The organism is Sinorhizobium sp. 22678 (genome assembly GCF_052044265.1).
Taxonomy (GTDB): domain Bacteria; phylum Pseudomonadota; class Alphaproteobacteria; order Rhizobiales; family Rhizobiaceae; genus Sinorhizobium; species Sinorhizobium meliloti_A.
Map to the genome: position 1 here is coordinate 47,881 of NZ_JBQEMS010000018.1, position 26,002 is coordinate 73,882.

At 65.1% G+C, this 26,002-nt stretch carries 25 protein-coding genes; 16 read left to right on the forward strand and 9 right to left on the reverse strand.

The genetic code is table 11. From position 1 onward, the window contains the following. Positions 1-37: 37 nt before the first annotated feature. Positions 38-1,555, reverse strand: a complete 1,518-nt coding sequence (locus ACTJKL_RS23250) for an aldehyde dehydrogenase (NADP(+)) (RefSeq protein WP_440853911.1) — start codon at positions 1,553-1,555, stop codon at positions 38-40. 242 nt (positions 1,556-1,797) lie between these two features. Between ACTJKL_RS23250 and ACTJKL_RS23255 the strand changes: the two genes are divergently transcribed. Together ACTJKL_RS23255 and ACTJKL_RS23260 are read left to right on the forward strand one after the other, a co-directional pair. After that, a complete protein-coding gene (locus ACTJKL_RS23255; RefSeq protein WP_338284075.1) occupies positions 1,798-2,835 on the forward strand; it encodes an Ldh family oxidoreductase in 1,038 nt (345 codons plus the stop codon). 97 nt (positions 2,836-2,932) lie between these two features. Further along, positions 2,933-3,325, forward strand: a complete 393-nt coding sequence (locus ACTJKL_RS23260; protein WP_338284076.1) for a YkvA family protein — start codon at positions 2,933-2,935, stop codon at positions 3,323-3,325. A gap of 47 nt (positions 3,326-3,372) precedes the next feature. Here the strand turns inward: ACTJKL_RS23260 and ACTJKL_RS23265 are convergent, their stop codons facing one another. The 3 genes from ACTJKL_RS23265 to ACTJKL_RS23275 form a co-directional block, all read right to left on the reverse strand. Beyond that, complete coding sequence (locus ACTJKL_RS23265) at positions 3,373-4,335, reverse strand: dihydrodipicolinate synthase family protein (protein WP_100672508.1); 963 nt, start codon at positions 4,333-4,335, stop codon at positions 3,373-3,375. Between the two features lie 117 nt (positions 4,336-4,452). Further along, positions 4,453-5,163: a GntR family transcriptional regulator gene (locus ACTJKL_RS23270; RefSeq protein WP_018098001.1), complete on the reverse strand. Its 711-nt coding sequence runs from the start codon at positions 5,161-5,163 to the stop codon at positions 4,453-4,455. Positions 5,164-5,267: 104 nt separating this feature from the next. Further along, positions 5,268-6,326, reverse strand: coding sequence for an adenylate/guanylate cyclase domain-containing protein (locus tag ACTJKL_RS23275; protein ID WP_275599691.1), 1,059 nt, complete (start codon positions 6,324-6,326; stop codon positions 5,268-5,270). Positions 6,327-6,513: 187 nt separating this feature from the next. Between ACTJKL_RS23275 and ACTJKL_RS23280 the strand changes: the two genes are divergently transcribed. The 5 genes from ACTJKL_RS23280 to ACTJKL_RS23300 all read left to right on the forward strand — a co-directional run bounded on the left by ACTJKL_RS23280 (position 6,514) and on the right by ACTJKL_RS23300 (position 10,516). Continuing rightward, positions 6,514-6,963 carry an SRPBCC family protein gene (locus tag ACTJKL_RS23280; protein ID WP_003528608.1) on the forward strand — a complete coding sequence of 150 codons (450 nt, stop codon included), beginning with the start codon at positions 6,514-6,516 and terminating at the stop codon, positions 6,961-6,963. A gap of 127 nt (positions 6,964-7,090) precedes the next feature. Continuing rightward, positions 7,091-7,642, forward strand: a complete 552-nt coding sequence (locus tag ACTJKL_RS23285; RefSeq protein WP_275599690.1) for a DUF1003 domain-containing protein — start codon at positions 7,091-7,093, stop codon at positions 7,640-7,642. 73 nt (positions 7,643-7,715) lie between these two features. Then, on the forward strand, positions 7,716-7,991 hold the full coding sequence (locus ACTJKL_RS23290; protein ID WP_440853912.1) for a hypothetical protein: 276 nt from the start codon (positions 7,716-7,718) through the stop codon (positions 7,989-7,991). A 49-nt stretch (positions 7,992-8,040) separates the two neighbouring features. After that, positions 8,041-9,105, forward strand: coding sequence for a polysaccharide pyruvyl transferase family protein (locus ACTJKL_RS23295; RefSeq protein ID WP_440853913.1), 1,065 nt, complete (start codon positions 8,041-8,043; stop codon positions 9,103-9,105). Beyond that, complete coding sequence (locus tag ACTJKL_RS23300) at positions 9,092-10,516, forward strand: Coenzyme F420 hydrogenase/dehydrogenase, beta subunit C-terminal domain (RefSeq protein WP_440853914.1); 1,425 nt, start codon at positions 9,092-9,094, stop codon at positions 10,514-10,516. The genes ACTJKL_RS23295 and ACTJKL_RS23300 overlap by 14 nt, the downstream gene beginning before the upstream one ends. Here ACTJKL_RS23300 and ACTJKL_RS23305 read toward each other — a convergent pair. From ACTJKL_RS23305 to ACTJKL_RS23315, 3 genes are all read right to left on the reverse strand, one after another. Further along, complete coding sequence (locus tag ACTJKL_RS23305) at positions 10,429-11,391, reverse strand: glycoside hydrolase 5 family protein (protein ID WP_338284082.1); 963 nt, start codon at positions 11,389-11,391, stop codon at positions 10,429-10,431. The two genes, ACTJKL_RS23300 and ACTJKL_RS23305, sit on opposite strands and share 88 nt — an antisense overlap. Positions 11,392-11,463: 72 nt before the next feature. After that, positions 11,464-12,063, reverse strand: a complete 600-nt coding sequence (locus ACTJKL_RS23310) for a histidine phosphatase family protein (RefSeq protein ID WP_440853915.1) — start codon at positions 12,061-12,063, stop codon at positions 11,464-11,466. After that, the gene (locus ACTJKL_RS23315; RefSeq protein ID WP_440853916.1) at positions 12,060-13,163 is read right to left on the reverse strand and encodes an inositol-3-phosphate synthase; all 1,104 of its coding nucleotides are present in this window, start codon (positions 13,161-13,163) and stop codon (positions 12,060-12,062) included. The genes ACTJKL_RS23310 and ACTJKL_RS23315 overlap by 4 nt, the downstream gene beginning before the upstream one ends. Positions 13,164-13,314: 151 nt before the next feature. On the opposite strand from ACTJKL_RS23315, the gene ACTJKL_RS23320 reads away from it, so the two are divergent. Further along, positions 13,315-15,060 (forward strand): hypothetical protein, encoded by a 1,746-nt coding sequence (locus tag ACTJKL_RS23320; protein ID WP_440853917.1) that lies wholly within the window; start codon positions 13,315-13,317, stop codon positions 15,058-15,060. Positions 15,061-15,090: 30 nt separating this feature from the next. On the opposite strand, the gene ACTJKL_RS23325 is transcribed toward ACTJKL_RS23320, so the two are convergent. Together ACTJKL_RS23325 and ACTJKL_RS23330 are read right to left on the reverse strand one after the other, a co-directional pair. Next, entirely contained in the window at positions 15,091-16,116 is a 1,026-nt protein-coding gene (locus tag ACTJKL_RS23325) for a Gfo/Idh/MocA family protein (RefSeq protein WP_440853918.1), read from the reverse strand. Further along, positions 16,109-17,101, reverse strand: coding sequence for an MDR/zinc-dependent alcohol dehydrogenase-like family protein (locus ACTJKL_RS23330; protein WP_440853919.1), 993 nt, complete (start codon positions 17,099-17,101; stop codon positions 16,109-16,111). The genes ACTJKL_RS23325 and ACTJKL_RS23330 overlap by 8 nt, the downstream gene beginning before the upstream one ends. 333 nt (positions 17,102-17,434) lie before the next feature. On the opposite strand from ACTJKL_RS23330, the gene ACTJKL_RS23335 reads away from it, so the two are divergent. The 8 genes from ACTJKL_RS23335 to ACTJKL_RS23370 are packed head-to-tail and all read left to right on the forward strand — an operon-like array spanning position 17,435 to position 25,981. Beyond that, positions 17,435-18,541 (forward strand): NAD-dependent epimerase/dehydratase family protein, encoded by a 1,107-nt coding sequence (locus ACTJKL_RS23335; protein ID WP_440853920.1) that lies wholly within the window; start codon positions 17,435-17,437, stop codon positions 18,539-18,541. After that, positions 18,538-19,659, forward strand: coding sequence for an NAD-dependent epimerase/dehydratase family protein (locus tag ACTJKL_RS23340; RefSeq protein ID WP_440853921.1), 1,122 nt, complete (start codon positions 18,538-18,540; stop codon positions 19,657-19,659). Before ACTJKL_RS23335 ends, ACTJKL_RS23340 begins: the two co-directional genes overlap by 4 nt. Next, positions 19,656-20,807, forward strand: a complete 1,152-nt coding sequence (locus ACTJKL_RS23345; protein ID WP_440853922.1) for a glycosyltransferase family 4 protein — start codon at positions 19,656-19,658, stop codon at positions 20,805-20,807. Before ACTJKL_RS23340 ends, ACTJKL_RS23345 begins: the two co-directional genes overlap by 4 nt. A gap of 4 nt (positions 20,808-20,811) precedes the next feature. Then, complete coding sequence (locus ACTJKL_RS23350) at positions 20,812-21,942, forward strand: CgeB family protein (protein WP_440853923.1); 1,131 nt, start codon at positions 20,812-20,814, stop codon at positions 21,940-21,942. After that, positions 21,939-23,024 (forward strand): CgeB family protein, encoded by a 1,086-nt coding sequence (locus tag ACTJKL_RS23355; protein ID WP_440853924.1) that lies wholly within the window; start codon positions 21,939-21,941, stop codon positions 23,022-23,024. The genes ACTJKL_RS23350 and ACTJKL_RS23355 overlap by 4 nt, the downstream gene beginning before the upstream one ends. Beyond that, positions 23,021-24,139 (forward strand): CgeB family protein, encoded by a 1,119-nt coding sequence (locus tag ACTJKL_RS23360; protein ID WP_440853925.1) that lies wholly within the window; start codon positions 23,021-23,023, stop codon positions 24,137-24,139. The genes ACTJKL_RS23355 and ACTJKL_RS23360 overlap by 4 nt, the downstream gene beginning before the upstream one ends. Before the next feature lie 19 nt (positions 24,140-24,158). Continuing rightward, on the forward strand, positions 24,159-25,199 hold the full coding sequence (locus ACTJKL_RS23365; protein ID WP_440853926.1) for a UDP-glucuronic acid decarboxylase family protein: 1,041 nt from the start codon (positions 24,159-24,161) through the stop codon (positions 25,197-25,199). Positions 25,200-25,201: 2 nt separating this feature from the next. Next, on the forward strand, positions 25,202-25,981 hold the full coding sequence (locus ACTJKL_RS23370; RefSeq protein WP_026168915.1) for a TIGR04290 family methyltransferase: 780 nt from the start codon (positions 25,202-25,204) through the stop codon (positions 25,979-25,981). Positions 25,982-26,002: the final 21 nt, after the last annotated feature.

A 26,002-nucleotide genomic window follows, 5' to 3' on the forward strand; every position in this document is an offset into this window, starting at 1 on the left:
GGAAAAGCCCCTTTCATTGCGCGGTCGACGGACTGGATCAGCCGAGGAAGTCCTCGGGCAGCAGCTCTTCCGGCATGTTCTGGTAAGCCACGGGACGCAGGAAACGTCGAATCGACATGGTGCCGACGCTGGTTGCGCCGAAATTGGTCGAGGCCGGATAGGGGCCGCCATGCACCATCGAATCGACGACTTCAACCCCGGTCGGGAAGCCGTTGACCAGCACCCGGCCCGCCTTGCGCTCGAGCACCGGACGCAGACGGCGCGCCGTCTCCAGGTCGCCCGCATCCATATGGATGGTTGCGGTCAGCTGGCCCTGGAAGCCGCGCGCGAGCTCTTCCATTTCGGCCGCCGATCCCACCCGAACCACGAGACCAAGCGGGCCGAATACCTCTTCGCCGAGCGCATGGTCGGCCAGGAATTGCGCGCCCGTCGTTTCGAAGAGATTGGGCGATGCGTCACGGCCGGACGACTCGGTCGCAAGCAGCGGTTTCACGGCGTTGCGCGTCGCAAAGCGCGCCTGACCGTCGCGATAGGCCTTGGCGATACCGTCCGTCAGCATGGTTTGCGGTGCCACCTTGGCAAGCGCCTCGACGGCGGCGGTGGTGAAGCGGTCGGCATCCGCACCTTCGGTGACGACGGCGATGCCGGGATTGGTGCAGAACTGCCCGGCGCCCATGGTGAGCGAACCGGCCCATCCCTGCCCAAGCGTTTCCGCCCGTGCCTTCAACGCTTCCGGCAGCAGGAACATCGGGTTGACCGAGCCGAGTTCGCCGAAGAACGGGATCGGTTCGGGGCGTGCTGCGCAAAGATCGAACAGGGCACGTCCGCCGGCAAGCGACCCGGTGAAGCCGACGGCCTTGATGTTGGGATGCTGCACCAGCGCATGACCGACGTCGCGGCTGCCGCCCTGGATCAGCGAGAATACGCCGGGGTGAACACCCGTCTTGCGGATCGCTGCGTCGATGGCCTCGGCGACGATCTCGCCGGTGCCGGGATGCGCCGAATGGCCCTTTACCACTACGGGGCAGCCCGCCGCGAGCGCCGCGGCCGTATCGCCGCCGGCGGTCGAAAAGGCGAGCGGGAAATTCGAGGCGCCGAAGACGGCGACCGGACCGACGGGGCGCTGAACCAGCCGTATCTCCTGACGGGGCGCCGGCTGACGCTCGGGCAGCGCCGCATCGACGCGCCGGTCGAGATAATCACCCTTTTCGATATGATCGGCAAAGAGCCTGAGCTGGCCGGTCGTGCGGCCGCGTTCGCCGTTGAGCCGCGCCTCGGGCAGGCCGGTTTCCTGGCTGCCGATCTCGGTAATCGCCTCCGCCCGGGCCTCGATCTCGTCGGCGATGGCGCGCAGGAAGGCGGCGCGCTCCTTGCGCGAGGAATAGCCATAGGTCCAGAAGGCTTCCTCGGCCGCCTCGCAGGCCCGGTTCACCAGCTCTACGGTGCCGACGGCAAAATCATGCGCCGGGCCATGCGCCGGAGCCGAGGCGAAGGTGCCTGCCCCATCGAGCCATTCGCCCGCGACGAGGTGTTTTCCTTTGGGGGTGAAAATCATCTGACTTTCCTTTCTCTGGATCACAATGACCCTGGTCGATTCGGCACAAGATCATAAAACGCGTCGATTCCCGCAACGAAACGGGATTGCCGGCGGAAATTCGCATACACTCTCCTCGCCCGTTGCGGAACCGTTACCTTCCGGCGAACAGACGAATTGCACTTGCCGGGGGTTTGTATACTCTATGTATGCAGAACATCAACCGCCTGCCCCTGAATCAGGCCTAGCATGAGAGAGACGACATGAGCGAGACAACCACCCTGACGACCACCGCGCTTCAGGAGCGCGTCGAGGCGATCTTCCGCAAGGGCGGCCTTAACGTGGTCCAGGCGGGCGCTCTCGCCCGGGTGATCGTCGCCGGCGAACGCGATGCCTGCAAGTCGCACGGCATCTACCGGATCGAGGGCGCGCTGCGCACGGTCAAGGCCGGCAAGGTCAAGCCGGACGCCGAGCCGGAAATCGTCGCGCAGGAAGCCTCGGCGATCGTCAAGGTGAATGCCAGGGGCGGTTTTGCCAATCCCGCCTTCGAACTCGGTCTGCCGGTGCTTGCCGAGCGTGCCCGCAAGCACGGCATCGCCGCACTCGCCATCAACGACTGCACGCATTTTTCGGCGCTCTGGCCGGAAGCGGAGGCGCTCACGGGAGAAGGGCTTGCCGGGCTGGTCATGTGCCCGAGCTATGCCACGGTCGCGCCGACCGGCGGCAACAAGCCGTTGCTCGGCACCAACCCCTTCGCCTTCGGCTGGCCGCGCGCGGGCAAGCCGCCCTACGTCTTCGACTTCGCGACTTCGGTCGCGGCCCGGGGCGAGATCGAGTTGCACCGCAGGGCGGGTAAACCGCTGCCCGAAGGCTGGGCCATCGATGCGCAAGGCAATCCGACGACCGACCCGGAGGCTGCGCTCGCGGGCGCCATGCTGCCCTTCGGCGGACACAAGGGCTCGGCCATCGGCACGATGATCGAACTGCTGGCGGGCATCATGATCGGCGACCTGACCAGCCCCGAAGTGCTCGACTATCTCGGCACCACGACGCTCGCACCCTTCCATGGCGAACTCATCGTCGCCTTCTCCCCGGAGGCTTTCGCCGCCGGCCGTCCAGGCGACCCCTTCGCCCGGGCCGAGCTGCTGTTCGAAGCGATCGTCGGCCAGGGCGCCCGCCTGCCTTCGCAGCGCCGCTTTGCCGCCCGAGCGAAGTCGGAGGCCGAGGGCATCACGCTGAGCGCGGCCGAGATCGAGCAGCTCGACCGGCTGCTTGCGCTCGGACTCGACGCCGTGGCGTGATCCCGGCGGGCACTCTTCCACCCTCCTGTGGCAAGCATAGGAGGGATTCGGGCACAGGAGGAATGCGGGCACCGGAGGGATCTCGGGGAATTCAGACATGACGTGGCTGGAACGAGTACGCCGATGGGCAAGGGGCATCAAGCGAGACGTCGTCGTCCTGTGGCTCGCGGCGCGCGACCGTCGTGTGCCCTGGTATGCGAAGCTGGCGGCAGGCGCGGTCGCGGCCTATGCATTGTCGCCGATCGACCTGATACCCGACTTCATCCCGGTCCTCGGCTATCTCGACGACCTCATCATCGTTCCCGTCGGCATCATCGTCGTGCTGAAGCTCATCCCGGTCGATGTCCTTGCGGATCTGCGCGCCACCGCAATGAAACACACCGCGCAGCCGGTGAGCCGGGCCGGGCTGGTGGCAGTCGTTTCAATATGGGTTCTGCTGGCAGTTCTTCTCTTTTGGGTGGCGCTCGGCCCCCCTGCCGCCGTGCGGTAAAAGAAAGAGGCCCTCCCGATGGAGAGCCTCCTCCGTCTCCGGCCCGATCAGGCCTTGTACTTTTCGACGGCGCCCGGGAGCTTGCTCCACTCGGCATACCAGGTGTTGAAGAGCTTGAACTGCGCCTCGACATAGCCGCGCTGGCTTTCGGTCAGCGCGTCGGTCTCGTTGAAGTGGAGCGTGTATTCCTTGTCTCCCTTCAGCACCATCATGTGCTTGAAATAGAGGACGAGGTCCGGCCCTTCATCGAAGGAGGAAAGCACGGCAAGCGCCTGCTCCAGTTCCTGTGCACGCTGGCGTGCATCGACATCGCCGGCAGCAGCGGCCTGGGACAGGTTGCAGAGGTGGATCACTTCCTTCGGCAGCACGTTGCCGATACCGGTGATGGCGCCGGTCGCGCCGCAGTTCACGAAGCCGTGGAAGACGGCCGTATCGACGCCGATCATCAGCGAGACGCCGTCGTCACGGCTGGTGATGTGCTCGGCCGCGTAGCGCATATCGGCATTGCCGCCGAATTCCTTGAAGCCGACGAGGTTCGGATGCTCCGCGCGCAGCGCGAAGAAGAGGTCGGCGCGAGTGGCGAACCCGTAATAGGGGCTGTTGTAGATCACGGACGGCAGGTCCGGGGCGGCAGCCAGGATCGCCTTGAAATGCGCCTTCTGCGCCACGATCGAGGGACCGCGCGACAGCACCCGCGGGATTACCATCAGGCCCTGCGCTCCGACCTTCTGGGCATGCGCCGCATGCGCGACGGCCGAGGCGGTGTTGACGGCACCGGTGCCGACGATCACGGGGACGCCCGCCTTGACCAGGCGCTCCACGCCTTCCATGCGCTGCGCATCGGTCAGAAGCGGCCAGTCGCCCATCGAACCGCAATAGACGACCGCCGACATGCCGTCGGCAATCAACGCCTTGCCCTTGCGGACGAGGGCATCGAAGTCGGGCGAGCGGTCTTCCCTGCAAGGGGTCATCAGGGCGGGGATCACGCCCGAAAAAATCTTGGCCTTCATTTCAAACTCCTATTGGCCTGACGGATGGCAGAGACAGGACGCCATCGCGGCGATTGCCTGTGCTTCGATATGAAAATACCATTTGTATTTTATTTGTCGACAGAAATCGTGCTCGGCTCACAGGGCAATTTCAAGTCGGTCATTGCGGGCGAAAAGCTTTTGAATTTGCTGGACGATCTGCTCGGCATGTGTGCGGGCCAGCCGATCGGCCGCCTCGACATCACGTGCGGCGATAACGGCGATCATGTCCTCGTGCTCGTCGACGAAGCGCTGCGGCAGCCGGTCGTCATAGGACTGATAATAGAGCCGGAGGATCCGCCGGCCTTCGTCGAGAAGCCGGTTGAACAGGCCGATGAAATAGGGATTGCGGCCTGCCTCGGCGATGGCCGAATGGAAGGCGGCATTGGTGGCGATCATCGCCAGCGCATCCTGCGCCTGGACCGCTGCGGCGAATTCCGCCTGACGGGCGCGGATCACCTCGAGATCCTCCGGGCGGTGATGTTCGGCCGCCAGGCGCGTCGTGACGCGATACATCAGCACCAGCGCGTCGAAGAAAGTGTGCAGGTTCAGGAAATCGATATTCGACACCATCGTCGATCTGTTGGGCAGCGTAGCGATCAGCCCCTCTCCCGCCAGCCGCACCAGCGCTTCGCGGATCGGCGTGCGCGACATCTTGAACCGTTCGGCAAGCTGCACCTCGTCGATCGGACAGCCCGGCGGCAGAACCAGATCGAGGATTTCGTCCCGCAAGAGGTCATAGACCATCTTCACGCCGGAACCGCGCTTGCGTTCGGGAGCTGAATTGGTGTCCGTATCCTTGTTGGTCATGCGGTCTCCTTCTTGTCGACAAAAGAAATACTTCTCCGCGACGATGGGATCAACGGGCTTGCCCGCATGTTTCGCGGATTTCAGGCCGTTTTACCGATAATCTTTCAGGTCTCCGGCAGGGTAAAGACGGCGCAGGGCGCCGCGATGCCGCGCAGCGCGTGTTCGCCCAGCGGCACCAGCGGGGTTCGCGTCTCGGCGGCAAGTGCGCCGGAAATCAGCACGGATCGCCCGAGCGGCCGGCACAGGCCCTCCAGCCGGCTCACCAGATTGACGGCCGGACCGATGGCGGTGAAGTCCAGCCGATCGATCGATCCGACATTGCCCCACAGTATCTCGCCAAGATGCAGCGCCGCCCCAAAGCGCAACGGCGGCAGTTCCTGTTCGTGGCGCAGAGCCTCGAGATGCGCCATGCCCGCGCGGGCGGCAACGACCGCGCGCAGGGCCCGGTCGCAGGCCTCCGCCGGCAAAGCGTTGACCGGGAAGATCGCCAGCACCCCGTCGCCGATGAACTTGAGCACCTCGCCGCCGAAGGCGTGTATCGCTCCGGCAAGCCGGTCGAACCAGTCGTTGAGCGCCGCGATCACGCGGGCCGGCTCATGTTCCTCGGAAAGGCCGGTGAAGTTGCGCAGGTCGGCATAGAGCAGCGCCGCACGGATGCTCTCTCCGGTGCCGCGGCTCAGCGCCCCGGCCTGCACACGGGCAGCACTGCGGCGGCCCAGATAGGCCTCGAGCAGCGCCGCGCGCGTCGCCCGCTCCGCCAGGACGGCCAAGGGCGCCGCCGCGAAGCGGGCGGCCTGGCGCAACCGCGCGACCTCGGCCGGATCGAACTGCCTCGTCCCGGCCCAGCCCAGCACCACCTTCTCTTCCGTCTGGCCGACCACGTCCTCCTGCACCGGACCGAACCCCGCCAGCCAGTCGCGACCGGCGTGGTCGACCGGCCCTTCGGCAAAGCCGAGCGCCTCGATGACCGCGCCGTCCTCCGCCCGCCAAAGCCAGGTGCGCCGCGCGATGATCGGATGCGGCACCGCCAGCGTCAGGGCACCGCCGGCCAGCGGAAGGCCGTCTGCGCGGAGCCGGGTTCCGAGCTCTGCCAGGAAGGGATCGGGGCCGGACGAGGTACCGGCCTCATCCAGAAGCCATGCGAGGGGTGCGGGCAGGTCCATGCGTTGATCATAGAGCAGTTGCAGGAAATGTGTGAACCGATCTGGCCTCGCGGCACTGATCCGAAAATCGCCCCGGCTCCGCAGGCAGTGGCGCGGGCGCTCCCCTCGGGATATGATCGTTCCCGTCCGGATCCGGCGCGCGGCCTTCTTTCTCGCCGGCGCTCGACGGCAACCGAAGGGGAGTGCGATGCAAGAAGCTCTCGTCGTCCGCCGCGAAACGCATGTCTCGGCACCGCCAGCGGCAGTGTTCGCCCTACTCACCGACCCGGAGAAGATCCTGCGCTGGATGGGAACGGAGGCTGATGTCGAGCCGAAGCCCGAGGGGCTTTATCTCGTCAATGTTACCGGGGCCCGCTTCGCCCGCGGCTCCTTTCGCGAGGTGGTGCCGGTGCACCGCCTGGCTTACAGCTTCGGCTGGGACGACAGCGATGTCGTGCCGCCGGGCTCGAGCCTGGTCGAGATCGACCTGATCGAGCAGCCGGATGGAACGCTGGTGCGACTGACCCATTCGGGCCTGCCCAATGCCGAGCAATGTGCCGGTCATGCCGAAGGTTGGGCCCACTATCTCGATCGGCTTTCGGAAGTTGCCGCGGGACGCGACCCGGGGCCTGACCCGTGGCACGGCCGTACCGGGTGAGCCTCGGCCCCGGCCGCTGACCTGGGAGCTTCCGCCTCGTCCTTCTCGCGCGGAACTTTGCGGTGCCTGACGTGTTTGCCGTAGCCGCCGGCAACAAGGCGGCCCACAAGGTGTCGCGAGTGTTCGAATGGGATCGAGAAGGAACAGAACCGAGGAAAGATCGTCCGCCGCTCGAACCATGCCGAGGCTCGAGCGCAACATAAACGCCATTCTGAAGCGGCGCGAGGAAGACGAACGCGGGCGGAGGGCGCACGACAGGGTCGCCCAGGCGATCACGAACTTCGCAGGCTCCATGACTTTCGTCGGCTTGCACGTCCTGGCGTTCGGCGCCTGGATCGCTCTGAACCTCGGTCTGGTCCCCGGCATACCGGTGTTCGACCCGACCTTCGCCGTTCTCGCCATGGTTGCTTCGGTGGAGGCGATCTTCATTTCCACTTTCGTTCTGATCAGCCAGAACCGAATGGCCGAGAAGGACGACGAGCGCTCCGACCTCAATCTGCAGATTTCGCTCCTTGCCGAGCAGGAGGCGACGCAACTGCTCGCGCTTCTTCGTGAGATAGCCGGCCGGCTGGGCGTGAAGGTGGACGGTGAAGAGGACATCCGTGAACTCACCGAGGAGATCACGCCGGAAGAGGTCCTCAATCGGCTCGAGGACCAGAAGGTCCGGTCGGGCGATTAGAACCACGCCCATTTGCCGCAGGAACAATCGGCCGGGCCCGTCATTTGACGACTGACAACAAAAGGAGTCCAAGATGGAGGAGTCACAAGCCATTTCCCGTCCGCAACGCGCTTCCGACTATTCCGGTCGCCGGATGGACTGCATCGCCGCTCTGCGGCCGGCCGTTTCGGACCTGGCGGCGACATCCCAGGAAAGCATCGTGGCGGCGATGGGCGGGGAGTTGACCGACGATCTGCTGGCGCTCGCCCAACGGGCCGAGGCGGCCGGTTGGACGTTCGAGGAGGCATCGGCGGCGATCGAGGAGCTTGCGCGCGAATATGAGGGCGCGAAAGGAACCATCTTCGATTGAAACCGGTTGAACCCGGCGATCTGCTTCCACGATCAGGAGATAGAGGCCGTTGGCGAAACTCGGCGTTTTGACCTTCCACCGCTGCATCAATTATGGATCGTTCTGGCAGGCGCGATCTCTTGTCCACGGTCTTCGTTCGCTCGGCACCGACCCCATTGTCCTCGATCATCATTCCGCCCGCGTCACCCGGGCCGAGTGGCGCTGCGCGATGCAGCCGCTTCTGCCGGAGAGGACCCCGCGCGCCGACATTCCGCTCTACGCTTCCAAGATCAGAAAATTTCAGAGCGCCCTGGCTTCGGTACCGATGAGTGCCCCCTTCGCACTGGACGGTCCGGCCGGCGCCGAAGAATGCGATATCGTCGTCGTGGGCAGCGATGAGGTTTGGAACTTGCGGCACCCCTGGTACGGCGGTTGCTCGCTTTTCTACGGGGAGGGTCTCTCCGCCAAGAGAACCGTTTCCTACGCGGCGACGTTCGGAAACCACCCCGCGGCCGATGGCCTCGAACCATACTGGGCTGAAAGGCTGCGCAAATTCGATGGAATTTCCGTCCGCGACGACAATTCGAGGGCGATCATCGAAAAGGATGTGGGACGCGAGGCGACGCTCGTTCTCGACCCGTGCCTGCAGTTCCCCGAGACGATTTCCTTCGGCCCGAACGCTCTGGCTTCACGCCCCTACATAGCCGTCTACGGACATTCGTTCCCGTCTTGGTTTCAGCACACGATCCGCCATTGGGCGACGACGCGCTCGCTGCCTCTCGTCAGCATAGGCTATCGTAACGAATGGGCGGACGAGCAGTGGCTCGATGCCGGGCCCTACGAGTTCGCCGCCTGCATGGAGGGTGCCGAGGCCGTCGCGACGAATTTCTTTCACGGCTGCATCTTCTCCCTCCTCAACGCCAAGCCATTCGTCACGGTCCTTTCCGACTATCGTTCCAACAAGATCGCCGATCTCGCGCGCACCGCCGGCGCGGAACGGCACGTGGTATCGCAGGAGACGCCGCAAGCCGACTACGAAACACTTCTCGCGCAATCCCCGAGCCCGGCTATCGCGAGAAGGCTCGCCGAACTCCGCCGGCAATCACGGACCTATCTGACAGATGTCCTCGCCTGAGCGACCCGCACCCGCCTTGGCCAGCGCCTCGCTCTCGCCGGGGCAGATGGCGAAATCCGGGCTCTGCATCGGTTGCGGCACGTGCATGGCGCAATCGGGCGGCAGCGCCGCGATGCGTCTCGACCGCTATGGCCAGCTCAAACCGGCCGCTACACATCGCCCCGACGGGTTCGCCGAGCTGTGCCCCTTTTCGCCCCACGCCCGAAGCGAAGACCAGATCGCCGAGGCACGCTTCGGATCGGCGCGATTTTACGACCCGCGGATCGGCCGCTTCGAGGCAGCCTATGTCGGCCATGTCAGCGAGGGCAGCTTTCGAGCGGATGGCAGCTCCGGCGGCATGGCCAGTTGGACGGCCGCGGAGCTTCTCAAGAGGAACCTGGTCGACGCGGTTGCGCATGTGGTTCCCCGTTCGGGCGCCGGCGAACGTCTGTTCCGGTATCAGGTCTCGCGGTCCGCGGATGACCTGCGCAAGGGCGCCAAGTCGCGCTATTATCCGGTGGAGCTCTCCGGCGTCATCGCCGAAATGAAGCGGCATCCCGGCCGCTACGCAGTCGTCGGGATACCCTGTTTCATCAAGGCGATCCATCTCCTCTGCCTCAACGACCCGGTGCTCGAGGAGCGCCTTGCCTTCACCCTCGGCCTGTTCTGCGGACACATGAAGAGCACCCGCTTCGTGGAAAGTTTCGCCTGGCAGATGGCCACGGAAATGAACGCCGTAGCGGGCGTGGACTACCGCCTGAAGGATTCCGCAAGACCGGCAAACTGGTACACGGCCCATCTGCGGCTCAGGGACGGAAGCACGAGAAGCAAGGATTGGTGGCATCTGGTCGACGGCGACTGGGGAGCCGGGTTCTTCCAGAATTCCGCCTGCAATTTCTGCGATGACGTGGTTGCAGAAACGGCCGACATCTCCTTCGGCGACGCCTGGGTCGAACCCTATTCGTCCGACGGCCGCGGAACGAATGTGGTCGTCGTTCGCTCGCCCCTGCTGCAGACGCTCGTGGCCGAGGCGATCGACGCGGGAAGGCTCGACCTGAGCGCGGTCGACAGTGCCTTCGTCGTGGAGACGCAGGCTGCCGGTTTCAGGCAAAGACGGGAGGGGCTGGCCTTCCGGCTGGCCTGGCCGCGTTCCGGCATTCGACCGAGGAAACGCGTTGCGCCGAAGTGGAGGGGCTTGCCTGCACGGCGGATGCTGATTTACTGGCTGCGCAGCGCGATCAGCGCAAACAGCCACCGTGTCTTCTGGCTTGCCAGAACCCTGAACATGCCGGCCGCCTATCTCCGCTGGGCGGCGGCGATGCTCGCTCTCTACCAGGGCGTGACCTATTCACGCGGCTGGATCGGCAAGCTCGCCGATGCCATCGCGACGCCTTGGCGCAAGGGCTCGAAGGACGACGGGGCGGGCGCATAGCGCGCCGTCATTTCGGCACAGAATTCGGCAAACTCCTCCGGTACGAGGGGCGCGCTCGTGTGGTGCGGAGCGAGCCCCCGGTGCTCGGGCGTGAAGCAGTAGGTGACGGTGACGTCGAAATCCTCGAGCGCCTCCATCTGGCGATCGAACCAGTCGAGCGCATTCGGCCGGAAGCGGTCGGCCCAGGAGAGCCCGGTGCGCAGATATGTGACGCCTAGGCGCTTCATCCAGGCGACGGCATCGTCGAGGCGCGGGTCCTCGAAATGGAACCATTGTACGAGCCCGATCTCCGGCGTGTGGCGGGCAAACTCCTCGAACGCCAGTTTCGGCGTTCCGTCCTCGCGCAGAAGACCCATGTAGAAATGCCGGTAGTAGGACGAACCCTCGGCCTCCCGATGCCGCGTCGTCGCCGGCCAGGCCCGCGGCAGGTCGTAAAGGCTGTACCATTGAATGCGATCCGCCCGGCCCTTCAGGAGTTCGGCGGTTCGCTTCAGTCCCCAGAGCTGCACTTCCTCGGCGCCGAAGGTGGAGACGCCGACCTCGCTTACCCAGACCGGCAGTTCGGTGACGCTCTTCAGTTCATCGAGCTTCTGCGGCCATTCATGGATCTGCCAGAGGTTCCAGTCGAGCGGGAAACCATGGGCCGCGACGGCGTCGACATGGTCGAGCACGCCCTCCGATTTCATCAGAGCGAGGAAGTTCGGATCGATCGGCGAAATTCCGCCGAGCACGCGTGTGAGCCTGGGATTGACCTCCCGGATCGCAGCCGCGGCCAGCTTCGCCATATGGGCAAAGCGGCTCCAGTCCGGATCGATCTCCGGATCCCAATGCGACTTGTTGTTCGGCTCGTTCCAGATCATGGCGGCTTCGATCATGAGTACCTCCGAATTGCCGGAAACGCCGGCCGGCCTCCCGCATTTGCGGCACCGGCAGACGCGGCCGGCCGGCTACGACACGTTTTCGTTCAATGTCAGGATTTTCGCGCCCCAATCGCCCATCACCAGCACCGAGATGGAGGCAGGGGCGATTTCGAAGCGCGGCCAGGCGTCGGCGGAAAGTCCTAGGACATGACAGACCAGGGTTTTGATGACGTCCGCGTGGCTGACCAGGGCGACCTTCTCCTGGCCGTGGCGCTGCGCAAGCGCCGCCACAAGTCCCACCGCCCGGCATTGCACGTCCAGCATCGTCTCCCCGCCGGGAGCACGCACGAGGCTTCGCATCGCGTTCCATCGCCGCCAGAGCGGGTCGGCATCGAGGACGTCGAAAGTCTTGCCCGACCAGTCGCCGAAATCCACCTCATCGAGCGCTTCCGTGGTCACGACTTCCGCAACTTCCGACGCCGCGGCGATCGCCGCGGCCGTTTCCTGCGTGCGCTTGCGCGGGCTCGCGTAGATCGAGCTTATGCCTTCGCCGGCCAGACGCGCCGCGAGCCGCTGGGCCTGCTCGCGGCCCGCGGTGCCGAGCGGCACGTCGCCGGTCCGCCCGGCAAGAAAGCAGCCGACCCTGTCATGGGCGGCATGCCGCACCAGAAGGAAAGTGGTCGTCACTCGGCGGCCCCCAGGAGTGCGTCGGTATCGCCGGCGATGAATTCCTCGAGGCGTCTGCGCGCTTCGGCATCGGTGAACTGCTGCGGCGGCGACTTCATGAAGTAGCTCGAAGGGGCAATCAGCGGACCGGCGATGCCGCGGTCGATTGCGAGTTTGGCGCAGCGAACCGCATCGATGACGACTCCTGCGGAATTCGGCGAGTCCCAGACTTCGAGCTTCAGTTCCACGTTGAGGGGAACGTTGCCGAATGTCGTGCCCTCGACGCGAATATAGGCGAACTTGCGGTCGGCAAGCCAAGGGACGTGATCGCTTGGGCCCACGTGGATGTCGCCGGCCGCAAGCGGAATATCCATCTGGCTGACGACCGATTGGGTCTTGGAAATCTTCTTCGATTCGAGCCGTTCCCGCTCGAGCATGTTGAGAAAGTCGGTATTGCCGCCGAAATTGAGCTGGTAGGTCCGATCTATGCGCACCCCCCGGTCGCGAAAGAGGTTGGCAAGCAACCGGTGCACGATGGTCGCGCCGACCTGGCTCTTTATGTCGTCGCCGATGAGCGGCAGGCCGCGCTCGGCGAATTTGCGCTGCCACGCCTTGTCCGAGGCGATGAAAACGGGAATGCAGTTGACGAAACCGCAGCCGGCGGCAAGCGCCTGCTCCGCGTACCAGCGCGTGGCGACTTCGGAACCGACCGGAAGATAGGAGACGAGCACGTCCGTCTCGGTCCGCCGCAGGACCTCCGCGACGTCGGCGGCGGGCGCATCGGATTCCTCGATCTCCTCGCGCAGATAGCGGCCGATGCCGTCGAGCGTTCTGCCGCGCTCGACGAGCACGCCGGTGGCGGGAACCTCCGCAAAGCGGAACGTGTTGTTGGGAGCGGCGTAGATGGCCTCCGCGACATCGCGCCCGACCTTCGAAGCGGCGACGTCGAAAGCCGCTGAGAGCTCGATATCACCGACGTGGTATCCGCCGAGACTGGTATGCATCAGCCCCGGAACCGGCTCGTCCTCCTTCGCGTCGCGATAGAATGTCAGCCCTTGGACGAGGGAGGACGCGCAATTGCCGACACCGACCAGCCCGACCCGAATGGAGTTCGATCGCATCTCACCACTACTCCTGCGCAGTATCTACAATGCTTGCCAAACCCGCGCGCAACCGATTGGTTCCTTCTTCTTTCTCCCGTTTCTCGCGCATCGCGGATCGAATTCAGCCGCAGCGCGTTGAAGGGGCGGACAGGAAAGTGAGCGAGACTTCATGCTCGTATACGGTGACGCAAAGCGCCTGGAGCGCGCCGACACGCTATGCGCCGAGATCGCCTCGCGCCTGCATAGGGCCCAACACCAGCCGCCGGGCATCGCCCGCCACACCGAGCTCGTCGCCATCCTGCTCAGGGCCGGGGAACTGGTGCAGGGGCTTGCCGACCTGGAGCTGGTGCGGATGGGAGCCGACGACATCTCCGCATCGCGCCAGACCGGCGAGTGCCTCCTCCTCGACCTTGCCGGGCTCGTCGCCCGGTCCTGGCGCCAGGGCTTCGCCGGCCCGGTGGTCGTGCCGGCCCGTGTCGCAAGGTCGCTGGCGGAAAGCCAGGCACCGCTTTCCCTCAGCATTCGCGAGCCGGAAGGCTATGCCTTCTATGCTCTTTACCCGGAGAGCTATCTCGAGGCCGCGGCAGGTTCCGGGCTTCCTGCCGACACGGTGGTGATCGGCCTGCGCAGCATCGGCACCACGCTCTCGGCACTTGTCGCGGCCTCCCTCGGTGCCGCGCCTCCGGTCACACTGCGGCCGATCGGCGATCCGTTCCGAAGGCGGCTTGCAGTCGCGCCGCAACTTGCGGAACGGCTGCTGCGCGACCGGGCGGCGGATTTCGCGATCGTGGACGAAGGACCCGGCCTTTCCGGCAGCTCGTTCGGATGCGTCGCGGATTGGCTGGAGGATCACGGCGTCAGCGCCAACCGCATTCACTTCTTCCCCGGCCACAAGGGAGGACTTGGGCCGCAATCCTGCGGCCGTCATCGCCAGCGCTGGGCGGAAAGGCCGCGCCATGTCATCGACGTGGACGATCTCCTGATCAAGCCGTCGCATTCTGCGCGCCACCTCGCCGATTGGGTCGCCCATCTCGTCGGCCCGCTCGAGAAGCCGCTCGAAGACGTCTCAGCCGGCTTATGGCGCAAGATGCTTCCCGGCGATCGCTGGCCTCCCGCAGACGGCAGGTTCGAACGCCGGAAATTCCTGGCGCACACCGCCGACGGTCCGTGGCTCGTCAAGTTTGCGGGACTCGGCGAAACCGGGCAGCGCAAGCTCGTCAAGGCGCGTCTTCTTGCCGAGGCAGGCTTCACGCCACCGGTCGCCGGATTGTGCCATGGCTTTCTGGTTCAGAAATGGGTTTCGGCGAAGCCGATGGCGCCGCCGGAATTCCGCCGGCCGGCCTTCATCGCCCATCTCGGCCGCTACCTGTCCTTCCGGGCGCACAGCCTGCCGCCGCCTGCGGCGCAAGGGGCATCCATGGCCAAACTCTGCGAGATGGCAGTGATCAACACCGAAGAGGCATTGGGCAGAGCGGCAGCGTCGCGGCTGAAGAGCCGCCTCGGCGATCCGGAACGATACGATTCGACGATCGTGCCGGTCGATACGGACAACCGGCTTCACCGGTGGGAATGGCTGGTCGAAGGAGAGCGACACATTCTCAAGACCGATGCGTTCGACCACAGCAGCGCCCATGACCTCGTCGGCTGTCAGGACATCGGCTGGGACATTGCGGGCGCGAGCATAGAATTCGACCTCACGGGCGAGGAGCGGGCGGCGCTGCGCGCGGCCGTATCCGAAGGCTGCTCGCGCATTCCGGATGCCGGGCTGCTGGAGCTCTTCGAACTCTCCTATCTCGCCTTCCAGCTGGGCCTGTGGATGTCGGCAAAGTCCGTGGCCGCCCCCGAGGAAGTCCCCCGGCTGGAGGCCGCAGCCGCGCGCTATGCGAGGTTCCTTCGGCGCCGGATCGAGGATTAGGATAGGAGCCGCAGCGGACGGCACGCCGCCCTACCGCCCGTAAATCCTGTCCAGCACATCCGCCACTGTGACCAGATATTCGCTGTCGGGATCGAAGCGCGCGCCTGCGGCCAGCCTCTCGGCCCAACCGGCCGCCGCGCGTCCGCCCCAGGCGTCGGGGGGAACCGCAAGCACCTCGCGCTGCGTGCCGCGATAACGTTCGGCCGTGAAGTCCAGATAAGACCCGTTGACGTTTCTCAGGCTGGCGCCGCCTTCGGTGCCATAGAAGTCGGCGCTGATCACCGCATCGCATCCGGCCTGCAAATGCCATGAGCATGCCATCCTGGCGAGAGCGCCGTTCGCCAGTTCGACCGTAGCGACGGCGTAATCCTCGACCTCGTCGCCGTCGCGGCGGATGGGCAGACCTTTGGCGAAGAGCCTGCTTTCCACGCGGGCGACGTCCGGGAACCCGAGGACCCAGAGAAGGAGGTCGACCAGGTGCACGCCGAGATCTATGACGCAGCCGCCGCCGGAAAGCGCCTTGTCGTAGAACCACGGCTTGCTCGGCCCGTAGGCATTGTGGAAGGTGAGGTCCACGGCGAACACGGTGCCGAGTTCGCCCGACGCGATCAGGTCGCGAATTTGCCGCATGCCGTCGGTGTAGCGATAGGAGAGATCGACGCTCAAAAGCCTGTCGACATGCCGGGCGGTTTCGACCACCGCCGCGGTCTCGTCGCGCGTGCGGCCGAGCGGCTTCTGGCAGAAAACCGCCACGCCCTGCTCCAGTGCCACGATCGATTGGGCGGCGTGGAGCGCGCTCGGCGAGGCGATCACGATGCCGTCGAGCTCCTGGTCGAGCAGTGCCTCGAGCGAGTTCACGACGGAGGCCTCGGGGGTCAGCTCGCGGGCCGCCGCCGCCATTTCCGGCGAAGGATCGAAGATCGCGACGGTTTCGACGGATCCGGTCTCGACCACCGCCTTCATCCGGTGGAAGCCGATTCTTCCGACGCCGAGAAAGCCGACGCGGGGGCGGATGACGGCCTTCGGGCTCGTTGAAAGCTGCATTGCGTCACTCATGGCAGATCACCAGCGCTTTGATGAAACCTTCCGGCCGGTCGCGCGTCATGTCGAGCGCGGCGCCGAGTTCTTCGAGGGGAAACCGATGGGTGTAGAGCCGCGAGGGAGAAAAACCACCCGCTGCCGTCGCTTCGATCGCCTCGTTCATGCCGCGCATATAAACGGCAGGATCGCGTTCATGCGCATTGATCACGTCCAGGCCGCGCCAGTTCCAGAGCTGCATGTTCACCTGTCGGGGGCCGTCCTGGTGGTAGCCTGCGACGACGAGCCTGCCGCGCTCCTTCGTCAGTTCGCCGGCAAGATCGAGCGGCCATTGCTTGCCGACCGCCTCGATGACGCAATCGCAGAAACGCCCGTCGGTCAGTTGCTTTACCTCTTCGATGATCCGCCAGTGATCGTCCATGGGAATCACTTCGCTCGCACCGGCCTGCTGGGCCGCGGCGAGCGAAGACGGCCTGCGCGATATCGCTATCACCCGCGCGCCGGCAGCGCTTGCGAGTTCGGTCAGAAGAATCCCGAGAAAGCCGATACCGACGATCGCCACAGTCTCTCCCGGACTGATCGCGCTGCGCCGGAAGATGTTGAAGGCACAGCCGAGCGGTTCGCCGGGAAAGGGCTGATCTGCAAGAGACGCCGGCAAGGGCGCGATCGCGCTCTGATCGGCGATGTCGTGCGTGGCATAGGCATGGTAGGAAAGTGCCGCCACGCGATCGCCCGGCGCGAAACCCTGCACGCCCTCGCCGACCGCGTCGACAATGCCCCAGCCCTCGTGTCCGAGCGCGCCGGGTTCCGTCGGAAACTGCATCCATTCCGGACCCGCCCAGGGAACGAGATTTGAGGCGCAGACGCCGCAGCCTTCGAGCCTTATCCGCACCTGGCCGCGACCCGGTTGCGGCAACGGCAACGTCTCTATGCGCACCGCGCCCGGCCCGGTGACGATAGCGGCGGACATCGTGTCCGTCCGCTGAGATATGCTGATGTTCATGTCAGCTCCTTCCCTCGGTGGCGACCTGTCCGGCAGCCCGAAAAGGGTGTCGCGAGGTCCGCCGGACCCGCCCCTGCCCCGGCCAAAGAAAGCTCCGAGCAATGTTCAAGAGCCTCCCGCCCTTAACTTGATGTTGCAGCTTTTGTTCCTGATGCCCGCAGTTCGCGTGGAACACTCCCGCGAAAGAGAGGTTTGTACCTTGGCACGGGGCGACGCCCCCGGGGGATCAAAGAAGAACATCAAAGAAGAAGAAGTCAAAGAAGAAGGAACATTTGCGACGCACGTTTGTTGGAGGTTTGTCTCTATCTCTGATTGGTCATCATCAGGTGCATTATGACAAAAGTACTTGTTACCGGCGGCTGCGGCTTCATAGGGCGGCATGTTGTCGAAGAGCTTCTTTCAAGGAACTACGACCTGCGCGTCCTCGATGCGTTGAACGATCAGGTCCATGCGGATGCGCAGGTCACGCTGCCACCGGAAGTAGACATGCGGCGCGCCGACATATGCGACGCAGACGCGGTGAAAAGCGCGCTGAAGGACGTCGATCACGTCATTCATCTCGCCGCGGAAGTCGGCGTCGGCCAATCGATGTACGAGATTTCCCGCTATGTCGGCGTCAACGACCTGGGCACCGCCGTTTTGCTCGAGGCGATGATCGGCATGCCGATCCGGCGGATCGTCGTTGCCTCTTCCATGAGTGTTTACGGCGAAGGCTTGTACGAGACGACGGCCGGCGAGCGTCGTGCGCATATCCGGCGATCCCCCGCCGAGATCAAAGCCGGCGCCTGGAACCCGTCCGGTCCTGACGGCGAACGCCTGAGGCCGATCGCCACCGACGAGAACAAGCCGGTCGACCTCGCTTCCATCTACGCGCTCACCAAATATGCACAGGAGCGTCAGGTCCTTATATTCGGGGAAACCTATGGGACGGACGCGGTGGCGCTGCGGCTCTTCAACGTCTACGGCGCCGGCCAGGCGCTTTCCAACCCTTATACGGGCGTGCTTGCCAATTTCGCCTCCCGCCTTGCCAACGGGCAATCGCCGATGGTTTTCGAGGACGGCCGGCAGAAACGCGACTTCGTGCATGTCCGCGATGTGGCGCGTGCCTTCCGGCTGGCGCTCGAACAGCCGCACGCCGCCGGCCACGTCATCAATATAGGCAGCGGCAACGCCTACGCCATTGCGGACATCGCCTCGTTGCTTGCCGAAGCGATGGGTGTACCGGAGATCGAGCCGGAGATCATGAACAAGGCCCGCTCAGGCGATATCCGCAATTGCTTTGCCGATATCGCGAAGGCACGCGACCTTCTCGGCTTCGAACCGGCCCACCGGCTCGAGGACTCGCTTGCGGACTTCGCCCAATGGGTCCGCAGCGCCGGCGCGATCGACCGCGGCGCCGAGATGAAACGCCATCTGGAAGCACGGGGGCTGGTCCTATGAGCGGCCGGACGGTCGGCACGGACCGGCATCTGGCGGCGCCCGCTCTTTCCGGCAAGACGGCGCCGATCCTGGTCGTTGGCGGCAGCGGCTTTCTCGGCAGCAATCTGGCCGACAGCTTTCTGCGCGACGGCGAGCACGTGATCGTTCTCGACAATCTCAGCCGTCCGGGCGTCGAGCGAAACCTCGAATGGCTGGTGGACGGCCACGGCCGTGCCGTCGAGGCATTGATCGCGGATATCCGCGACCTCGGCGCGATCGAACCTGCCTTCAGAGAAGCCAGGGCTGTGTTTCACTTTGCGGCCCAGACGGCGGTAACCACCAGCCTCGAGCAGCCGACGGACGATTTCGAGACGAATGCCCGCGGCACGCTCAACGTGCTCGAAGCCGCACGCCTGGCCGGCCGCCGTGCGCCCGTCATCTTCGCCAGCACCAACAAGGTCTATGGCGCCCTCGGGCACATGGCGATGCAGGACATGCGGGGCCGTTACATGCCGGCCGACGAGGCGACACGCGAGCATGGCGTCGGTGAGGCCCAACCGCTGGATTTCTGTACGCCCTACGGCTGCTCGAAGGGTGTCGCCGACCAGTATGTGCTGGATTATGCCCGCTCCTTTGGCTTGCCGACGGCCGTGCTCCGGATGAGCTGCGTCTATGGGCCGAGGCAGTTCGGCACCGAGGACCAGGGCTGGGTCGCCCATTTCCTCATTCGCGCCCTCGCCGGCGAGCCTGTTTCGATCTATGGCGACGGCAAGCAGGTCCGCGACATTCTCCATGTCACCGATGCGGTCGCGGCCTATAGGGCGCTCCTGAAATCGATCGACCGCCTGAAGGGGCGCGCTTTCAATCTGGGAGGCGGACCCGCCAATGCCGTCAGCATTATGGACGTGCTGCGCGAGATCGAGCTTTTGACCGGCCGCGTGCTCTCGAAGGCAAAAAGCGATTGGCGCGCAGGCGACCAATTGTACTTCGTCGCCGATACGCGCGCGATCGCCGATGCGCTTGGCTGGAAGGCCGCAATGCCCTGGCGCGAAGGCTTGCGCGACCTGTACGCCTGGCTTCACGACGATCGGGGTGCGGTCAGCAGGATCCGGCGCCAACCGCGGAGGGTCACCGCATGAGCCTTCCCGCCGTTTCCGCCGCTCGATTTGACGGCCGCCGCAGGGCCCCGGGCCCACTGCCGCGGCGGGTGTTGATGACCGTCGATGCCGTGGGCGGCGTCTGGCGCTATGCGATGGATCTCGCTGCGGCCATGCGCGATTGCGGCGTGGAGCCGCTGATCGTCGGCCTCGGCCCGCAACCTTCCCCGGAGCAACGGCGCGAGGCAAACAGCATAGGCCGGCTCGAATGGCCGGCTCAGCCGCTCGACTGGATGGTCGAAGACGAGAGCGAACTCGACCGCGTCCCGCACCTCCTGTCCGAACTTGCGCTCAGGCATTCCGTCGATCTCCTCCATCTCAACCTGCCGTCCCAGGCGGCGCGAATAACGGCGGAAATACCGCTCGTCACCATGTCGCATTCCTGCGTCGCCTCCTGGTTCGCTGCGGTGCGCGGGTCCGGTTTGCCGGAAGCCTGGGCCTGGCAGAAGCGATTGAACCGGCTGGGATTCGACCGCGCCGACCTGGTGCTCGCGCCGAGCCGAAGCCATGCCGCGACCCTGACGCGCACTTACGGCGCAATCCCCGATCTCGCAGTCGTCTACAATGCGAGCCGGAATGCATGCTCCGTCAGCACCAAGGAAAACTTCGTCTTTGCCGCCGGTCGCTGGTGGGACGAAGGCAAGAACGGCGCCGTGCTCGACAGGGCCGCCGCCGACATAGGCTGGCCGGTCGTGATGGCCGGCGCCTGCGAAGGCCCGAACGGGCAGCACCTGGCGATCATGCATGCCGATCACGAAGGTGAACTCAGCCACGACCGGACGATGAGGCTGATGTCGAAGGCCGGGATCGTCGTCTCTCCATCGGTCTATGAACCCTTCGGCCTGGTGGCGCTGGAAGCCGCGCGTGCAGGCGCCGCACTGGTCCTCGCCGACATCGAAACCTATCGCGAGCTCTGGGAGGGCGTCGCCCTTTTCGCCGACCCCGGTGATCCCGCCGCCTTTGCCGAAGCCGTCAACCGGCTGACGGAGGATGAAGGGCTCAGGGCCGACCTTGGCCGACGGGCGCAGCTGCGCTCAGCCGATTTCACGGTCGAGGCTCAGCGCGACGCGGTGCTCGCCGCCTACCGGCGGGTGATGAGCGGGTCCGATCGATTGACGGCAGCGGAGTGAGCGGATGCGATTTCTCTTCTACACCCACTCATTGGTGTCCGACTGGAACCACGGCAATGCGCATTTTCTGCGCGGTGTCATGCGCGAACTCATCCGGCGCGGCCACGAGGCCGTAGCGCTCGAGCCCGGCGATTCCTGGAGCCGGCGCAATCTCGTCGCAGATCAGGGTAACGGAGCGATCGCTGCCTTCCGCAAGACCTTCCCCGATTTGAGGGTCGGGATCTACGGGGCCGATTTCGAGCATGAAGCGGCGGCCCGCGAGGCCGACATGGTCATCGTGCATGAGTGGACCGATCCCGCTCTCGTCGCCGAGCTCGGCCGCATTCGCCTGAAGGGCGGCCGCTTCACGCTCGCTTTCCACGATACCCATCACCGCGCCGTCAGCGCCGAGCGGGACATCGCCCGGCTCGACCTTTCCGGATACGACTTCGTTCTGGCCTTCGGTGAGGCGCTGCGGGAGCGTTATCTGCAGGCGGGCTGGGGAAGGCATGTCCATACCTGGCACGAGGCGGCGGATACCTCGCTGTTCCACCCGATGCCGGACGTGGAAAAGCGGGGCGAGCTCATCTGGATCGGCAATTGGGGCGACGACGAGCGCAGCAGCGAGATCATGTCCTTCCTGGTCGAACCGGCGAAAAAGCTGAAGCTCAGGACCACCGTCCGCGGCGTGCGATATCCCGAGACCGCGCTCAAGGCTTTACGGTCCGCGAAAATCGACTATGGCGGCTGGCTCGCCAATGCCGCTGTTCCGCGGGCTTTCGCCGAGCATCGGGTCACCGTGCACATTCCGCGCCGGCCTTATGTCGAGGCCCTGCCGGGCATACCGACGATCCGCGTCTTCGAGGCGCTTGCCTGCGGCATTCCGCTGATTTCGGCGCCTTGGAGCGATGCCGAAGGACTTTTCCGGCCGGGCAGGGATTTTTGCCTTGCCAAGGACGGCAAGGAGATGACGCGCCTTCTGCGCCAGTTGCTCGCCGAACCGGACTTCGCCGCGGAGATGACCGCCTCCGGGTTGGAGAGGATCCGGGCGCGCCACACATGCAGCCATCGCGTCGACGAGCTTCTCGCCATCGTGGCCTCCTACAGGCCGCGCTCCGGCGCGCGACAGATCATTTCGGAGGAGGTCGAGGTATGAGGCTGGCATTTTACGGATCGAGTCTCGTTTCGGCCTACTGGAACGGCGCGGCCACCTACTATCGCGGCCTGCTCCGGGCGCTTGCCGAACGAGGATATCAAATCACCTTCTACGAGCCCGATGTCTACGATCGGCAGAAGCACCGCGATATCGATCCGCCCTCCTGGTGCAGGGTCGTCGTCTATGACGGGACCGTCGAGGCGTTGAAGCGAGTGGCGCAGGAAGCAGCCAAAGCGGACATCGTCGTCAAGGCGAGCGGCGTCGGCTTCGAGGACGAACTGCTGCTCGCCGAGGTGATGGCCGCGGCAGGCCCGGCGGCGCTGAAAATCTTCTGGGATGTCGATGCACCCGCCACTCTGGCCGAACTCAGGGCCGCGCCCGACCACCCGCTTCGCCACGCGCTTTCCTCCCTGGATCTCGTGCTGACCTATGGCGGCGGCGATCCCGTGGTCGAAGCCTATCGCGCGCTTGGCGCCCGCGATTGCGTTCCGATCTACAATGCCGTCGATCCGGAGACGCACCATCCGGTGCCGCCGGATCCGTACTTTGCCGCCGATCTCGCCTTCCTCGGCAACCGCCTGCCGGACCGGGAGGAGCGCGTGGAGGCCTTCTTCCTCGAGCCGGCGCAAAAGCTCTGGCAACGGCGTTTCCTGCTCGGCGGATCCGGGTGGCACGACAAGTCTCTGTCCCCGAATGTCGCCTATATCGGGCACGTCCCGACCGCCGACCACAATGCCTTCAACACGACGCCGAATGCCGTCCTGAATATTTCACGCGCCAGCATGGCCGAAAACGGCTTCTCGCCGGCAACCCGCGTCTTCGAGGCCGCGGGCGCCGGCGCCTGCCTGATCACCGACTACTGGGAGGGCATCGAGCTCTTCCTGAAACCCGGAGAAGAAGTGCTGGTCGCCAGAGACGGCCGCGACGTCGCCGAACTGATGCAGCAGCTGACGGCGGCCGGCGCCCGTGAGATCGGCGAACGGGCGCTCCGCCGCGTTCTCGCCGAGCATACCTATGCGCACCGTGCCGAGGAGGTGGACCGCGTCCTGCGGCAGGCGCGCCGCATGGAGGCTGCCGAATGAAGCGACCGCTCGACATCGTCATTCTCGGTCTCTCGCTGTCCTCCTCGTGGGGCAACGGTCATGCGACCACCTATCGCGCTTTGCTTCGCGCGCTCGACGCTGCCGGGCACAAGGTGACGTTCCTGGAACGGGACGTGCCCTGGTATGCGAGCAACCGCGATCTGGCCGCGCCGGATTTCTGCGACCTCGTGTTCTACTCGAACCCGGACGAACTCGTCTCCAGGCATGCGCACCGACTGGCCGGCGCGGATGCCGTCGTCATCGGCTCCTACGTGCCTGATGGCGTGGAGGTCATCGACGCGGTTGCGGATCTCGCACCGAAACGTCTGTTCTTCTACGACATCGACACGCCTGTGACGCTCGCAAAGCTCGAGCGCGGCGACGAGGAGTTTCTGGCGCGAAGACAGGTTGCGGACTTCGACATTTATTTTTCCTTCTCCGGCGGCAGAACGCTCGACCGGCTGCGGGACGAGTTCTCGGCGCGGCGGCCGGTGCCCCTCTATTGCGCCGTCGACCTCGACGCCTATCGCGATACCGGTGCGGCCACCGAGTGGGACCTCGGCTATCTCGGCACCTTCAGCCCCGACAGGCAACCCGCGCTCGAACGCCTGTTGATCGAGCCGGCGCGGCGCTTGCCGCACATGCGCTTCGTCGTGGCCGGGCCGAGCTATCCTGAGGACATCGACTGGCCGGGGAACGTCGCGCGCATCGAACATCTGCCGCCCGGCCAACATGCCGAATTCTACAGCCGCCAGCGATTCACCCTGAACGTAACGCGGGCCGACATGGTGGCCGCCGGCTGGTCCCCGAGCGTTCGCCTCTTCGAGGCCGCCGCGTGCCGCACGCCGCTCATCAGCGACTGGTGGGAGGGAATCGAAAGCTTCTTCCCGGCCGGCGAGGCCGTGATCATCGCGCGAAACAGCAGCGATGTCGTCACGGCATTGACGCGGCTCGACGAAGAACACCGCAAAGCACTTGCCGATTGCGCCTATCGACGCGTCGCCGCCGCGCACAGTTCCACGGCGCGCGCACGGACCTTTGTCGAGGCAATCGAAAGCGTCGCCGCCAGGACCGGTCTCGCCACAAGGCGTTCCGAGCGGCGGCTTCCGGTTTAACCCGAAAGGAGAACGGCCGATGGCTAAAAGAAACAAAGCAAGCCGAGGAAAGATCATCCTGGTTGCCGGCGGCGCCGGCTTTGTCGGGTCGCACCTTTGTACAGCACTTCTAGGCTCCGGCAACCGGGTGATCTGCCTCGACAGCTATCTCACCGGCTCCCCTGCCAATCTCGTCGGTCTGCAGGACGACCCCTATTTCGCAATGGTGGAACAGGACGTCTGCGACGAAATCGACATCGATGAACCGCTCGACCAGATCTACAATCTGGCCTGCCCCGCCTCGCCGCCCTCCTACCAGGCCGATCCCATCCACACGATGATGACAAGCGTGACCGGGACGGGAAACCTCCTCCGGCTTGCCGAAAGGCACGGGGCCACGCTGCTGCAGGCCTCCACAAGCGAGATCTACGGCGATCCCGAGGAGCATCCGCAGCAGGAGAACTACTGGGGCCACGTCAATTGCACCGGGCCGCGGGCCTGCTACGACGAAGGCAAACGCGCGGCCGAAGCCCTCTGCTTCGACAGTCTGAGGGCGGGAAGCGTCGACACGCGGGTCGCCCGCATCTTCAATACCTACGGTCCGCATATGCGCCCCAATGACGGCCGGATCGTATCGAACTTCATCGTCCAGGCGCTGAGGAACGAGCCGCTCACCGTTTACGGCAGTGGCGAGCAGACGCGCTCCTTCTGCTACGTGTCCGATCTCGTGGACGGACTGATCCGGCTGATGAACCGCGAGGAGAATCCTGCCGTGCCGGTGAACCTCGGCAATCCCGGAGAATTCACCGTCATCGAACTGGCGGAACTGGTCCTCTCCAGGATCGAGACGGCCTCGACGATCGTCCATGAGCCGCTGCCGGCGGACGATCCGCAGCGTCGCCGTCCCGACATCGCGCGCGCCAGGAAGCTTCTCGGCTGGGAGCCGAAAGTTCCTCTGGAGGACGGGCTGACCCATACGATCGCCTGGTTCCAGAGCGCACTTGCCGGAAGCCGCGCTGAACGCCGGTCCGGCCGCACCCGGCGCCAGCCGCAACTTTCCGTCGTCACTCAGGATCTGTGATCATGGTTCAGCAGACGAAAGACCGAACGGTCATAGCGCAAGAGATTGCGGCGCTCGGTCCCTGGTTCCACAACATGCGGATCGGAGGCATCGAGACGGCGCCCGGTCACTTCCTCGGCGACTATCCCGCGGTGAAATGGAAGGCCTTCAGGCATGTGGTGCCGGAAGACCTCGAAGGAAGGAGCGTCCTCGACATCGGCTGCAATGCCGGGTTCTACGCGCAGGAGATGAAACGCCGCAATGCCGGACGCGTACTCGGCATCGACTCGGACCCGCACTATCTGCGGCAGGCGAAGTTTGCCGCGGAGCAGGCGGGGGTCGACATCGAGTACAGGCTTATGTCGGTCTACGACGCGGCACGGCTGCGCGAGAGATTCGATCTGGTCATCTTCATGGGCGTTCTCTATCACCTGCGCCATCCGCTGCTGGCACTCGACCTCCTCTACGAGCATGTCGTCGGCGACCAGATGCTCTTCCAGTGCATGCAGCGCGGGTCGGAATCCGTGGCAACTCTCAAGGGTGATTACGATTTCCGGGAGTGGGAGATCTTCGACCGGCCCGACTATCCGAAGCTGTTCTTCGTCGAACACCGCTTCGCGGATGACCCCACCAACTGGTTCATCCCCAACCGCGCCGGCGTCGAAGCGATGCTGCGAAGCGCCGGCTTCGTCATCGAAGCCAATCCCGAGCGGGAAGTCTATCTCCTGCGGCGCGGCGAGCGCCCGTATCTGGACGAGCCCACCTTGAGGATCCTCGGAAATTCAGCAGATATCGGGAACTAGTGGCTGCGGCGAACCTCCGGC

What these genes read in the sequence shown, in the direction of transcription:
- ACTJKL_RS23360 (WP_440853925.1), top strand. Translation starts at nt 23,021, where the DNA reads ATGAAGCGACCGCTCGACATCGTCATTCTCGGTCTCTCGCTGTCCTCC.
- ACTJKL_RS23250 (WP_440853911.1), bottom strand. Translation starts at nt 1,555, where the DNA reads ATGATTTTCACCCCCAAAGGAAAACACCTCGTCGCGGGCGAATGGCTC.
- ACTJKL_RS23315 (WP_440853916.1), bottom strand. Translation starts at nt 13,163, where the DNA reads ATGCGATCGAACTCCATTCGGGTCGGGCTGGTCGGTGTCGGCAATTGC.
- ACTJKL_RS23290 (WP_440853912.1), top strand. Translation starts at nt 7,716, where the DNA reads ATGGAGGAGTCACAAGCCATTTCCCGTCCGCAACGCGCTTCCGACTAT.
- ACTJKL_RS23355 (WP_440853924.1), top strand. Translation starts at nt 21,939, where the DNA reads ATGAGGCTGGCATTTTACGGATCGAGTCTCGTTTCGGCCTACTGGAAC.
- ACTJKL_RS23255 (WP_338284075.1), top strand. Translation starts at nt 1,798, where the DNA reads ATGAGCGAGACAACCACCCTGACGACCACCGCGCTTCAGGAGCGCGTC.
- ACTJKL_RS23320 (WP_440853917.1), top strand. Translation starts at nt 13,315, where the DNA reads ATGCTCGTATACGGTGACGCAAAGCGCCTGGAGCGCGCCGACACGCTA.
- ACTJKL_RS23345 (WP_440853922.1), top strand. Translation starts at nt 19,656, where the DNA reads ATGAGCCTTCCCGCCGTTTCCGCCGCTCGATTTGACGGCCGCCGCAGG.
- ACTJKL_RS23280 (WP_003528608.1), top strand. Translation starts at nt 6,514, where the DNA reads ATGCAAGAAGCTCTCGTCGTCCGCCGCGAAACGCATGTCTCGGCACCG.
- ACTJKL_RS23330 (WP_440853919.1), bottom strand. Translation starts at nt 17,101, where the DNA reads ATGAACATCAGCATATCTCAGCGGACGGACACGATGTCCGCCGCTATC.
- ACTJKL_RS23370 (WP_026168915.1), top strand. Translation starts at nt 25,202, where the DNA reads ATGGTTCAGCAGACGAAAGACCGAACGGTCATAGCGCAAGAGATTGCG.
- ACTJKL_RS23260 (WP_338284076.1), top strand. Translation starts at nt 2,933, where the DNA reads ATGACGTGGCTGGAACGAGTACGCCGATGGGCAAGGGGCATCAAGCGA.
- ACTJKL_RS23305 (WP_338284082.1), bottom strand. Translation starts at nt 11,391, where the DNA reads ATGATCGAAGCCGCCATGATCTGGAACGAGCCGAACAACAAGTCGCAT.
- ACTJKL_RS23340 (WP_440853921.1), top strand. Translation starts at nt 18,538, where the DNA reads ATGAGCGGCCGGACGGTCGGCACGGACCGGCATCTGGCGGCGCCCGCT.
- ACTJKL_RS23275 (WP_275599691.1), bottom strand. Translation starts at nt 6,326, where the DNA reads ATGGACCTGCCCGCACCCCTCGCATGGCTTCTGGATGAGGCCGGTACC.
- ACTJKL_RS23335 (WP_440853920.1), top strand. Translation starts at nt 17,435, where the DNA reads ATGACAAAAGTACTTGTTACCGGCGGCTGCGGCTTCATAGGGCGGCAT.
- ACTJKL_RS23285 (WP_275599690.1), top strand. Translation starts at nt 7,091, where the DNA reads ATGGGATCGAGAAGGAACAGAACCGAGGAAAGATCGTCCGCCGCTCGA.
- ACTJKL_RS23300 (WP_440853914.1), top strand. Translation starts at nt 9,092, where the DNA reads ATGTCCTCGCCTGAGCGACCCGCACCCGCCTTGGCCAGCGCCTCGCTC.
- ACTJKL_RS23270 (WP_018098001.1), bottom strand. Translation starts at nt 5,163, where the DNA reads ATGACCAACAAGGATACGGACACCAATTCAGCTCCCGAACGCAAGCGC.
- ACTJKL_RS23325 (WP_440853918.1), bottom strand. Translation starts at nt 16,116, where the DNA reads ATGAGTGACGCAATGCAGCTTTCAACGAGCCCGAAGGCCGTCATCCGC.
- ACTJKL_RS23350 (WP_440853923.1), top strand. Translation starts at nt 20,812, where the DNA reads ATGCGATTTCTCTTCTACACCCACTCATTGGTGTCCGACTGGAACCAC.
- ACTJKL_RS23365 (WP_440853926.1), top strand. Translation starts at nt 24,159, where the DNA reads ATGGCTAAAAGAAACAAAGCAAGCCGAGGAAAGATCATCCTGGTTGCC.
- ACTJKL_RS23265 (WP_100672508.1), bottom strand. Translation starts at nt 4,335, where the DNA reads ATGAAGGCCAAGATTTTTTCGGGCGTGATCCCCGCCCTGATGACCCCT.